The organism is Aeromicrobium sp., from assembly GCF_036676885.1.
Taxonomy (GTDB): Bacteria; Actinomycetota; Actinomycetes; order Propionibacteriales; family Nocardioidaceae; genus Aeromicrobium.
The window spans coordinates 1-11,316 of sequence record NZ_JAKFCB010000060.1; the positions used below are offsets into that span (position 1 = coordinate 1).

Genomic DNA, 11,316 nt, shown 5'->3' on the forward strand with positions numbered 1-11,316 from the left:
CTCTACCTGAAGTCGATCAACGGCAACGACATCGGTGGCGGACAGCCGATCAACTCCGGCCCCGCCTTCATCACCAAGGACAATGCCGCCGCGGTGAAGAAGTACGCAGCAAACGGAACACGCTGAGCTGACCTGGGGCCCGGCACCTGCCGGGCCCCAGGCCCTCATCCCTACTCACACACCCAGGCCCGGCAGGCACCTTCCAGGCCGAGGAACGGACCCATCATGACCACCGCCACCCTGGACGACGAACGCGTCGCGCGGACGTCGACCCTGACCAAGCTCTTGAAGCGGCCGGAGATCGGCGCGCTCGTCGCCGCCATCGTCATCTTCGTCTTCTTCGCGGTCACGACCAGCACGTTCGCCACAGCCAGCGGATCCAGCACCTGGCTCCGCGGCGCCTCCACGATCGGCATCATGGCCGTCGCGGTCGCCCTGCTCATGATCGGCGGCGAGTTCGACCTCTCCGCCGGCGCGATGACGGGTTTCACCGGCCTCGTGGTCGGTGTGCTCACGACGGAGTACGGCCTCAACATCTGGGCCGCGATCGTCGTCTCGCTCGCGCTCGCGCTCGCGATCGGGGCGATCAACGGGATCCTCGTCATGAAGACGGGGCTGCCGAGCTTCATCGTGACCCTCGGGACGTTCTTCGTGCTGCAGGGCATCGACCTCGCCGGCACCAAGGCGCTGATCGGCCAGGTCGCGATCCAGGGCATGACGAACGTGCCCCACTACGACCAGGCCAAGAAGCTGTTCGGGTCGTCGATCGACATCAACGGATCCGGCGCAGGCGGTCAGATCTACGCCTCGGTGTTCTGGTGGATCGCCGTGACAGCAGTCGCGACCTGGATCCTGTTGCGTACCAAGACCGGCAACTGGATCTTCTCGGTCGGCGGCGCGCAGACGGCGGCCCGGCAGATCGGCGTCCCGGTCTTCAAGACCAAGGTCGGGCTGTTCATGACGACCGCGGGGGCCGGCTGGCTCGTGGGCATGCTGCTGATGTTCACGACGTCGACCGTCCAGAGCAACACCGGCGTCGGCCAGGAATTCATCTACATCATCTGCGCCGTGGTCGGTGGCTGCCTCATGACCGGCGGCTACGGCTCGGCGATCGGCGCGGCATTCGGCGCGCTGATCTACGGCATGGTCAACCAGGGCATCGTCTACTCGGGCTGGGACAACAACTGGCTCAAGGCGTTCCTCGGCGTCATGCTGCTGGGAGCGGTGCTCCTCAACGAATGGGTCCGCAAGCGGGCGGAGACAGCCCGATGATCGGCGACAAGGACGAGACCATGAAAGAGACTCCGGAAGAGGCCGCATCGCCGGTCACCAACGTCTTCCAACCGGCCGAGCGTGGGACCGCAGTCATCGAGGTCCGCGACATCGGCAAGCGCTACGGCAACATCATCGCGCTGAGCGACGTCTCGACGTCGGTCCGCGCCGGTGAGGTGACCTGTGTGCTGGGCGACAACGGTGCGGGCAAGTCGACGTTCATCAAGATCCTCGCCGGTGCGCACGAGCACACCGAAGGGCACCTGCTGATCGACGGCGAGGAGAAGCACCTGTCGAGCCCCCGCGAGGCGCTGGAGCTCGGCATCGCGACGGTCTACCAGGACCTCGCGGTGGTCTCGCTCATGCCGGTGTGGCGCAACTTCTTCCTCGGCAGCGAGATCACCAAGGGCTTCGGGCCGTTCAAGAAGCTCGACATCGACTTCATGAAGAAGACCTCGAAGTCAGAGCTGGCCGCGATGGGCATCGACCTGCGCGACGTCGACCAGCCGATCGGCACGCTGTCGGGCGGTGAGCGGCAATGCGTCGCGATCGCCCGCGCGGTCTACTTCGGCGCCCGCGTGCTGATCCTCGACGAGCCCACGGCGGCGCTCGGCGTCAAGCAGTCGGGTGTGGTGCTGAAGTACATCGCAAAGGCCCGCGACCGCGGCCTGGGCGTCGTGTTCATCACGCACAACCCGCACCACGCCTATCCGGTCGGCGACCGGTTCATGCTGCTCCGTCGTGGCAAGAGCATGGGTGACTTCCCCAAGGACGAGATGACGCTCGACGAGCTCACCTCGATGATGGCGGGAGGCACCGAGCTCGAGTCGATCGCGCACGAGCTGGAGCGCTCGATGGGCGCCGATTCCAAGGTTGCCCAAGAGATGAAGGCAGAGATCACGTGACACCCGAGCTCCGCGTCGGCATCGTCGGCCTGGGCTGGATGGGCCAGGTCCACGCCCGTGCGCTGAGCCGGCTCACGCAGCACTACACCGACAGCCCGTTGCGGCCGCGGCTCGTCGCCGTGGCCGACACGGCGGACGACGACCGTACGGAGCGGGCCGCGCAGGCGTTCGGGTTCGAGCACCAGCTCACCGACTGGCGTGAGCTCGTAGGTCGGGCAGACATCGACCTGGTCTGCGTGACCGGCCCCAATTTCATCCACCGTGACGTCGCGGTCGCCGCGGCGCAGGCGGGCAAGCACCTGTGGGTCGAGAAGCCCGCGGGGCGCAACGCTGCCGAGACGGCCGAGATCGTCGCCGCCGTCGAGGCTGCCGGCGTACAGACCGCGGCCGGCTTCAACTACCGCAACGCGCCGGCGGTCGAGCTGGCCCGCGAGCTCGTCGCCTCGGGACGGCTCGGCGTGGTCGAGCACACCTCCGTACGCTTCGTGTCCGACTACGCCGCACACCCCGACGGCGCCCTGTCGTGGCGCTTCCTCAACGAGTTCGCCGGCAGCGGTGTGCTCGGCGACCTGGTGAGCCACGCCGCGGACCTGGTCCGCCATGTCGTGGCCGACATCGACGAGCTCGTCGTCGACCGGGCCACGTTCATCCCGCAGCGTCCCGAGGCCCGCCCCGGAGCGATGCACTACGAGCGCGGCTCGGGCGCGATGGGCCCGGTCGAGAACGAGGACTACGTCTCGGCTCTGCTGAGGCTCGCCGGCGGCTCGCGCGGCATCCTCGAGGCGAGCCGTGCGGCGGTCGGCGAGCAGAACTCGTACGGCATCGAGGTGCACGGCACGAAGGGCGCGCTGAAGTGGGACTTCCGGCGCATGAACGAGCTGCAGGTCTGCGTCGACCAGGACTACCAGGACGCGTTCTTCACGACGCGCTTCGCCACCCCGGGCGACGGCGAGCTCGCCGCCTTCCAGCCTGGCGCGAACAATCCCATGGGTTTCGACGACCTCAAGGTCATCGAGGCGCGCAGGCTTGTGCAGTCCATTGCCGACGGGAAGCCGTACGGCGCCACCATCCATGACGCGCTGATCGCAGCGCGCACCGTCGATGCGATGACCGTGTCGGCGGACGAACGAAAGTGGGTTTCCTTGTGAGCAGACGACTGAGAGTCGGCGTCGTCGGAGCCGGAGCGATGGGCGCGTCGCACATCGCCACGCTGGCGGCTGGTGTGCCGGCAGCCCAGGTGACGCGGGTCTTCGACATGGACACCGCCCGCGCCAAGGAGGTCGCGACGGCCGTCGGCGCGGAGATCGCCGACTCGGCTGAGGCGCTGGTGACGGACTCCGACATCGACGCGGTGGTCGTGGCCTCGCCGGACTTCACGCACGCCGACCTGGCCCTGGCCTGCATCGCGGCCGGCAAGCATGTCCTGTGCGAGAAGCCCCTCGCCGTCACGGCAGACGAGGCCCGCCGTGTCGTCGACGCGGAGGTGGCGCTCGGCCGCCGGCTCGTGCAGGTCGGTTTCAACCGCCGGTTCGACCCCGGCTTCCTCGACCTCAAGGCGTCCATCGACGACGGGTCGCTTGGCGACGTCCGCGTCGTGCACGGGATCCACCGCAACGCCTCCAACTCGACGAGCACCGACGACGCCGGGCTCGTGACCGGCTCGATGATCCACGAGTTCGACACCTTCAGGTGGCTGCTCGACGGCGAGATCGTGGGCATCCGCGTCGAGTCGCCGATCGTCGACGGGTTCCGTGACCCGCAGGTCGCGACGCTGTGGACCAGCGGTGGCCAGATGATCACGGCCGAGGTCTTCGTCAACGCCGGCTACGGCTACGACGTACGCGTCGAGGTCGTCGGCACAGGCGGGTCCGCGTCGCTGGAGCCTCGCACCCCGGTGGTCCGCCGGATCGCCGGTGCGGGCAGCAGCACGATCGGCAGTGACTTCGTCGCGCACTTCATCGAGTCCTATCGCCTCGAGCTCTCGGCGTGGGCCGAGGCGTCGTTGGCCGGGACGATCGTCGGCGCGAGTGCCTGGGACGGCTATGTCGCCAACCTCGTCGCCGCCTCGGGCGTACGTGCCCTCGGATCGGGCGCCCGCGAATCGGTCGACGTTCCGGAGCGCCCGGGCCTGTACGCATGAGCTTCACCTTGGCGGTGTGCGCCGAGATGGTGTTCACCGAGCTCCCGCTGCTGGAGCGGATCGAGCGGATCCACGCGGCGGGGTTCGCCGCCGAGATCTGGGGGTGGACCGACAAGGACGCCGCGGCGCTGGTGTCGACCGGTGCGACGTTCACGTCGATGACCGGCTACGTGACCGGCGACCTGATCACCCCCGACGGTGCCGATGACCTGCTCCGCACGGCCGAGAAGTCGATCCCGTTCGCGCAGGCGATCCACTGCCCGTCGCTCAACCTGCACGGCACGGGGCTCGGCGACGGCGGCATTCCCGTGCGTCCGGTCGAGGTCGTGACCGGTGACATGTGGCTCGCGGCCGAACGTACGCTCTCGCGCATCGCCGAGCTGGGGGAGCGGCACGGCGTCACGTTCGTGCTGGAGAACCTCAACACCGAGGTCGACCATCCCGGCACCCCGTTCGGGCGCGCTGCGGACACGCTGGCGCTGGTCAGCGCGGTCGACAGCCCACACCTCAAGATGAACCTCGACCTCTACCACGCGCAGATCGGCGAGGGGAACCTCGTCGAGCTCATCCGCCGGTCCGCGCCACATCTGGGTGAGGTCCAGGTCGCGGACGTGCCCGGCCGCTGTGAGCCGGGCACCGGCGAGGTCAACTGGCCGTTCGTCGCCCGCGCCCTCGCCGACGCCGGCTACGACGGGGTCGTCGCGATGGAAGCCTTCTCGAGCGGTGACTCCGACGTCGCACTCGAGCGCTTCCGGCAGGCTTTCACGCTCTGAAGTCGCCGATCCGCGGCGAGTGTTCACGCTGTCAGCGAACAGCCGTGTTTTTGCGTGTGTTCCATCGCCGGGCCGTCTAGGTTTGGGGACGTGAACACACCGGATACCCCCAGCCCCATGTCGCCGAGAATGGCCGGCGAGGCCGGCCCCTCGGATCTCGACGGCCACATCTACCAGCGGCTGCTCAAGGAACGCATCGTGTTCCTCGGCTCCGAGGTCCGCGACTCCAACTCCAACGCGATCTGCGCCCAGATGCTGCTGCTCAACGCCGAGGATCCGCAGGCCGACATCTACCTCTACATCAACTCGCCGGGCGGCTCAGTCGACTCCGGCATGGCGATCTACGACACGATGCAGTTCATCTCCAACGACGTCGCCACGTTCGGGATGGGCCTGGCCGCCTCGATGGGCCAGTTCCTGCTCGCCGCGGGCACGGCCGGCAAGCGCTACGCCCTCCCGCACGCGCGCATCATGATGCACCAGCCCTCGGGCGGCATCGGCGGCTCGGCGTCTGACATCAAGATCCAGGCGCAGCAGAGCCTGCTGCTCAAGCAGCAGCTCAACGAGCTGCAGGCCCAGCACAGTGGCCAGACCGTCGAGCAGATCGAGCTCGACTCGGACCGGGACCGGTGGTTCACGCCGATCCAGGCCAAGGAGTACGGACTCATCGATCACGTCGTGTCGAGCGCAGGAGACATCACATGAGCTACTACATCCCCCAGTGGGAAGAGCGCACGTCCTACGGCTTCCGGCGCATCGATCCCTACGCCAAGCTGTTCGAGGACCGCATCATCTTCCTCGGCACGCCGATCAGCGACGATGTCGCCAACGCCGTCATGGCGCAGATGCTGTGCCTCCAGGCGATGGATCCCGATCGCGACATCAGCATCTACATCAACAGCCCCGGCGGCTCGTTCACGGCGCTGACCGCGATCTACGACACGATGCGCTACCTCAAGCCCGACGTGCAGACCATCTGCCTCGGCCAGGCCGCCTCGGCCGCTGCGGTGCTGCTCGCCGCCGGCACGCCGGGCAAGCGCCTGGCGCTGCCCAACAGCCGCATCCTGATCCACCAGCCCTACACCGAGGGCACCGGCGGCCAGATCTCCGACCTGGAGATCCAGGCCAACGAGATCCTGCGCATGCGCGAGCTGATGGAGAAGATGATCTCGGACGCTTCGGGCAAGCCGGTCGACGAGGTCAGCCGCGATGTCGATCGCGACAAGATCCTCACCGCCGCGCAGGCTCTGGAGTACGGCCTGATCGACGAGGTCCTCGAGTCGCTCAAGGTCCCGGCAGTCTGACCCGAACGCCATTTCGCCAGGACTCACCCGATGACACACGGCCCCGTGACCGAGACGCAGCACACATTCGCCGCTAGGGTGAAAATATTGCTCTCCCGGTCACGGGCCGGCTCCGGCTCATACCGCGCAGTTCAAGACTGTGTGGTCCAAAGGAAGGAACTCTCCACGTGGCACGCATTGGTGAAACCGCCGATCTGCTGAAGTGTTCTTTCTGCGGAAAGAGCCAGAAGCAGGTCAAGAAGCTCATCGCCGGGCCCGGCGTCTACATCTGCGACGAGTGCATCGACCTCTGCAACGAGATCATCGAGGAAGAGCTCGCCGAGGGTGCCGAGCTGAGCCTGGGCGAGCTGCCCAAGCCGCACGAGATCTACGACTTCCTCAACGGCTACGTCATCGGCCAGGACGGCGCCAAGAAGTCGCTGGCGGTCGCGGTCTACAACCACTACAAGCGGGTCCAGGCGCAGGTCGGGAGCTCGCGGAGCAAGGACGACCAGGTCGAGCTGGCCAAGTCCAACATCCTGCTCGTGGGTCCCACCGGCTGCGGCAAGACCTATCTTGCGCAGACCCTGGCCCGCATGCTCAACGTGCCGTTCGCGATCGCCGACGCCACCGCCCTGACCGAGGCCGGCTATGTCGGCGAGGACGTCGAGAACATCCTCCTCAAGCTCATCCAGGCCGCTGACTACGACGTCAAGAAGGCCGAGACGGGCATCATCTACATCGACGAGGTCGACAAGATCTCGCGCAAGAGCGAGAACCCCTCGATCACCCGTGACGTGTCGGGCGAGGGTGTGCAGCAGGCACTGCTCAAGATCCTCGAGGGCACGACGGCCTCGGTGCCTCCGCAGGGCGGGCGCAAGCACCCGCACCAGGAGTTCATCCAGATCGACACGACCAATGTCCTGTTCATCGTCGGCGGCGCGTTCGCCGGGCTGGACCAGATCATCGAGCAGCGCAGCGGCAAGACCAGCCTCGGCTTCAACACCGGCCACGTCGACATCGGCAAGACCGTCGCACCCGAGAAGCTCTACTCCAAGGTGCTGCCCGAGGACCTGCTCAAGTTCGGCCTGATCCCTGAGTTCATCGGCCGCCTGCCGGTCATCGCCGCGGTCGACAACCTCGACAAGGAAGCGCTCGTCGCGATCCTGACCGAGCCGCGCAACGCGCTGACCAAGCAGTACGTCCGGCTGTTCGAGATCGACGGCGTCGAGCTCGAGTTCAGCACCGAGGCGAGCGCTGCGATGGCCGACCTGGCGCTGGCGCGTGGCACCGGTGCCCGCGGACTGCGCTCGATCATCGAGGCCGTCCTCGAGCCGGTGATGTACGAGATCCCGAGCCGCGACGACGTCGCCAAGGTCATCGTGACCGAGGCGACCGTCTCCGGCGCGGAGGGCCCGACGATCCTCACCCACGACGAAGTGGCCAAGAAGGCTTCCTGAGATCGCCCGTCGCGCGCCGTGAGGTGCCGTCGGTAGGTTGGGCGCATGACCTCAGTCGACATCGCCCTGCTCGGAGCCACCGGATTCACCGGCGGCCTCACCGCCGACTACCTCGGCGAGCACCTGCCGCCGGGCGGCTCGTGGGCCATCGCGGGCCGCAACCAGGCCAAGCTCGAGGCGGTCGCCGACCGGATCGAGCGACTCGGGGGAGCGCGCCCCGAGATCATCTCGGCCGACATCGGCAACGCCGACTCGATGGCCGCGCTCGCGCGGAGCACCCGCGTCCTGGTCACCACGGTCGGCCCCTATCTCAAGTACGGCGAGGCCGCGGTCAAGGCGAGCGTCGAGGCGGGCATCGCCTACGTCGACCTGACCGGTGAGCCGCAGTTCGTCGACGACATGTGGCTCAAGTACCACGACCGGGCTGTCGAGACCGGTGCGCGGATCATCCACGCCTGTGGCTTCGACTCCATCCCCTACGACCTCGGTGTCCTGTATGCCGTGCAGCAGCTGCCCGAGGACGTGCCGATCAGGGTGCGGGGCTACATCCGGGCCAACGCGGAGTTCTCCGGAGGCACCTACCACTCGGCGATCAACCAGTTCGCGTCGATGCGCGAGTCCGGCAAGGTCGCGGCGGCCCGCCGCAAGGCAGAGCCGCGCCCGGACGGCCGCCGGGTCCGCGGATCCGGCAAGATCGGCAAGGCCCCGGAGCTCGGCGGCTGGGGTGTGCCGATGCCGACGATCGACCCGCAGATCGTGCTCCGCTCGGCGAGAAGCCTCGAGCGCTACGGCCCCGAGTTCACCTACTCGCACTTCGCGCACTTCAAGTCCCGCCGCATGCTGGCCGCCTCGGGGATCGGGCTCGGCGTGGCGTTCCTCGGAGCGCAGCTGCCGCCCACCCGCGCCCTGCTCTACAAGTTCAAGGACCCCGGCGCCGGCCCCTCGGAGGAGAAGCGCGAGAAGTCGTGGTTCAGGTTCAGTGTGTTCGCCGAGGGCGGTGGCAAGCAGGTTCACGCGGAGGTCACCGGCGGCGATCCCGGCTACACCGAGACGTCCAAGATGCTCGGCGAGTCCGCGCTCTGCCTGGCGTACGACGACGTGCCCAAGGTCGCCGGCCAGACCACGACTGCCGTGGCGATGGGCGATGCGCTGATCGAGCGCCTGCAGAAGGCCGGCATCACGTTCCGGACCGTCACTTCCGACTAGCGGTGTGACGAATTCGTGCTGCGGACCTTCTCACATCCCTGACACGAGGATCGGCGGCCGCGCAGAAGTAGGCTGACGGCATGGACTTCGCCGGAGTCATCACCCAGGTCCTGACCTCGAGCGATGCCCCTCCAGGGCTCCTCCCCGCACGCGAGCAGATGGCGCTCTCGCTGGGCTGGCACATCGTCCTCGCGTGCTTCGGGGTGGCGTTCCCGACGATGATCTACGTCGTCCACCGTCGGGGGATCGTCCGCAACGACCCCGTCGCGTTGGTGCTCGCCAAGCGCTGGGCCAAGGTCTCGGCCGTCCTGTTCGCGATCGGTGCGGTCTCCGGCACGGTGCTCAGCTTCGAGATGGGCATCCTGTGGCCCGGGCTCATGGGCCAGTTCGGCGATGTGCTCGGCCTGCCGTTCGCGTTCGAGGGCCTGTCGTTCTTCGTCGAGGCGATCTTTCTCGGCATCTACCTGTACGGCTGGGACCGCATGCCGCCGCGACGCCATCTCGCGATGCTGATCCCGATGGGCATCGCGGGCGTCGTGGGCACGTTCTGTGTCATCTCGGTCAATGCCTGGATGAACAACCCGACGGGATTCACGCTCGTGAACGGAGAGGTCACGGACGTCAACCCGTGGCGCGCCATGTTCAACGACGGCGTCTACCTCCAGTTCGCCCACATGTGGTTCGCCGCGTTCATGGTGGTCGGCTTCGTCGTCTCGGGGGTCTATGCGGCAGGCATGCTGAAGGGCCGCGTCGACGCCCATCACCGACTCGGCTTCACCGTGCCGTTCGTGTTCGCGACGGTCGCGGCCCTCGTGCAGCCGTTCATCGGCCACATCCTGGGCCTACGGGTCGGCGACACGCAGCCGTCGAAGCTGGCGGCGTTCGAGCTCGCCACGACGACCGAACAGCCGGCCCCGTTGCGTCTGGGTGGGGTGCTGATCGACGGCAAGGTCCACGGCGCGATCGACATCCCCAGGATCGGGTCGCTGATCGCCCGCAACTCCTTCGACAAGCCGGTGCCGGGGCTCGACACCGTCCCGGTGGCCGACCAGCCGCCCGTCAACATCACCCACCTGGCATTCCAGTCGATGGTCGGCATCGGCACGCTGCTGGCGCTCGCCGTGGTGCTGTTCTGGCTCGCCCGGTGGCGCGGGTACGACTTGCTGGCCAAGCGCTGGTTCCTCCGCGGCGCGGTCATCGCGGGCCCGCTCGCGGTCATCGCGATGGAGGCCGGCTGGATCGCGACCGAGGTGGGCCGCCAGCCGTGGGTGGTGTGGGGCATCCTCCGTACCTCTGACGCCGCCAGCGAGAGCGCCGGCCTGTGGTGGAGCCTCGCTGGTGCGGTCGTGCTCTACGTCGGCATGACGATCGGGGCGTTCATCGTGCTGCGCTCGATGGCCCGGCGATGGCGCGCCGGCGAGGAGGACCTGCCGAGCCCCTACGGGCCCGGCAGCGCGACGGTCGACACGGCGGGCGCCCGATGAGCCTCGCCGTCGCCGTCGCCATCGCGATGTTCACGGGCATCGTGCTGTACGCGCTGTTCGGTGGTGCCGACTTCGGCTCAGGGTTCTTCGACCTCACCGCCGGGAGCTCGGTGCGTGGTGGGGAGCTGCGCGCCCTGATCGACCACAGCATCGGTCCGGTGTGGGAGGCCAACCACGTGTGGCTGATCTACATCCTGGTGATCTGGTGGACCGGCTTCCCCGAGGCGTTCGCCGCCGCGACGACGACGCTCGCCCTGCCGCTCGCGCTGGCGCTGGTCGGCATCGTGCTGCGCGGTGCGAGCTTCGCGTTTCGCAAGTACTCCGCGACCCTGGCCCAGGCGCGGCTCTTCGGTGCGGTGTTCGCCGGATCCTCGCTCATCACGCCGTTCTTCCTCGGCGCGGCGGCAGGTGCGGTCGCGTCGGGTCGTGTGCCGGCCGAGGGCAACGGCGACCCGCTCGGCTCGTGGCTCCATCCGACCTCGCTGTTCGGTGGCCTCATCGCCGTCGGCACCTGCGCGTTCCTTGCCGGGGTGTTCCTGACCGCCGATGCAGCCCGCGCCGGCCACGGCGCGCTGAGCGAGACGCTGCGCATCCGCACGATCGGCGTCGGCGTCGTCACGGGCGTCATCGTGTTCACGGCCCTGATCCCGATCAAGCAGGACTCGCCGACGCTGAGTGACCGGCTGCTCGGGCCGGCAGCGCCGCTCATCGTGGCCTCCGCCATCGCAGGTCTCGCAACGCTCGTCCTGCTGCACCGCCGGCGTTTCGCGCCGGCCCGGTTCGGCGCGGTCGC

The 11,316-nt window shown here is 68.1% G+C and carries 11 protein-coding genes; all 11 read left to right on the top strand.

Annotated features, from left to right (window positions below):
* Nucleotides 1–225: 225 nt before the first annotated feature.
* On the top strand, nt 226–1,272 hold the full coding sequence (locus V6M46_RS03380) for an ABC transporter permease (protein WP_332662358.1): 1,047 nt from the start codon (nt 226–228) through the stop codon (nt 1,270–1,272).
* 20 nt (nt 1,273–1,292) lie between these two features.
* Entirely contained in the window at nt 1,293–2,177 is an 885-nt protein-coding gene (locus V6M46_RS03385; protein WP_332662359.1) for an ATP-binding cassette domain-containing protein, read from the top strand.
* Complete coding sequence (locus tag V6M46_RS03390) at nt 2,174–3,325, top strand: Gfo/Idh/MocA family protein (protein WP_332662360.1); 1,152 nt, start codon at nt 2,174–2,176, stop codon at nt 3,323–3,325. Before V6M46_RS03385 ends, V6M46_RS03390 begins: the two co-directional genes overlap by 4 nt.
* Nucleotides 3,322–4,317, top strand: coding sequence for a Gfo/Idh/MocA family oxidoreductase (locus V6M46_RS03395; RefSeq protein WP_332662361.1), 996 nt, complete (start codon nt 3,322–3,324; stop codon nt 4,315–4,317). The genes V6M46_RS03390 and V6M46_RS03395 overlap by 4 nt, the downstream gene beginning before the upstream one ends.
* On the top strand, nt 4,314–5,090 hold the full coding sequence (locus V6M46_RS03400; RefSeq protein WP_332662362.1) for a TIM barrel protein: 777 nt from the start codon (nt 4,314–4,316) through the stop codon (nt 5,088–5,090). Before V6M46_RS03395 ends, V6M46_RS03400 begins: the two co-directional genes overlap by 4 nt.
* 117 nt (nt 5,091–5,207) lie before the next feature.
* A complete protein-coding gene (locus V6M46_RS03405; protein WP_332662363.1) occupies nt 5,208–5,795 on the top strand; it encodes an ATP-dependent Clp protease proteolytic subunit in 588 nt (195 codons plus the stop codon).
* On the top strand, nt 5,792–6,394 hold the full coding sequence (locus V6M46_RS03410) for an ATP-dependent Clp protease proteolytic subunit (protein ID WP_332662364.1): 603 nt from the start codon (nt 5,792–5,794) through the stop codon (nt 6,392–6,394). The genes V6M46_RS03405 and V6M46_RS03410 overlap by 4 nt, the downstream gene beginning before the upstream one ends.
* Before the next feature lie 167 nt (nt 6,395–6,561).
* Nucleotides 6,562–7,833: an ATP-dependent Clp protease ATP-binding subunit ClpX gene (gene clpX, locus V6M46_RS03415; RefSeq protein ID WP_332662365.1), complete on the top strand. Its 1,272-nt coding sequence runs from the start codon at nt 6,562–6,564 to the stop codon at nt 7,831–7,833.
* A 45-nt stretch (nt 7,834–7,878) separates the two neighbouring features.
* Nucleotides 7,879–9,039 (top strand): saccharopine dehydrogenase family protein, encoded by a 1,161-nt coding sequence (locus V6M46_RS03420; RefSeq protein ID WP_332662366.1) that lies wholly within the window; start codon nt 7,879–7,881, stop codon nt 9,037–9,039.
* 80 nt (nt 9,040–9,119) lie between these two features.
* Nucleotides 9,120–10,523: a cytochrome ubiquinol oxidase subunit I gene (locus V6M46_RS03425; RefSeq protein WP_332662367.1), complete on the top strand. Its 1,404-nt coding sequence runs from the start codon at nt 9,120–9,122 to the stop codon at nt 10,521–10,523.
* Nucleotides 10,520–11,316: cytochrome d ubiquinol oxidase subunit II (locus tag V6M46_RS03430; protein ID WP_332662368.1), on the top strand; the 797-nt coding region annotated here is incomplete at its 3' end. The genes V6M46_RS03425 and V6M46_RS03430, both read left to right, overlap by 4 nt.

Excerpts from the sequence above, each read along its gene's own strand:
- V6M46_RS03380 (WP_332662358.1), top strand. The coding sequence starts at position 226 with ATGACCACCGCCACCCTGGACGACGAACGCGTCGCGCGGACGTCGACC.
- V6M46_RS03385 (WP_332662359.1), top strand. The coding sequence starts at position 1,293 with ATGAAAGAGACTCCGGAAGAGGCCGCATCGCCGGTCACCAACGTCTTC.
- V6M46_RS03400 (WP_332662362.1), top strand. The coding sequence starts at position 4,314 with ATGAGCTTCACCTTGGCGGTGTGCGCCGAGATGGTGTTCACCGAGCTC.
- V6M46_RS03405 (WP_332662363.1), top strand. The coding sequence starts at position 5,208 with ATGTCGCCGAGAATGGCCGGCGAGGCCGGCCCCTCGGATCTCGACGGC.
- V6M46_RS03410 (WP_332662364.1), top strand. The coding sequence starts at position 5,792 with ATGAGCTACTACATCCCCCAGTGGGAAGAGCGCACGTCCTACGGCTTC.
- V6M46_RS03420 (WP_332662366.1), top strand. The coding sequence starts at position 7,879 with ATGACCTCAGTCGACATCGCCCTGCTCGGAGCCACCGGATTCACCGGC.
- V6M46_RS03425 (WP_332662367.1), top strand. The coding sequence starts at position 9,120 with ATGGACTTCGCCGGAGTCATCACCCAGGTCCTGACCTCGAGCGATGCC.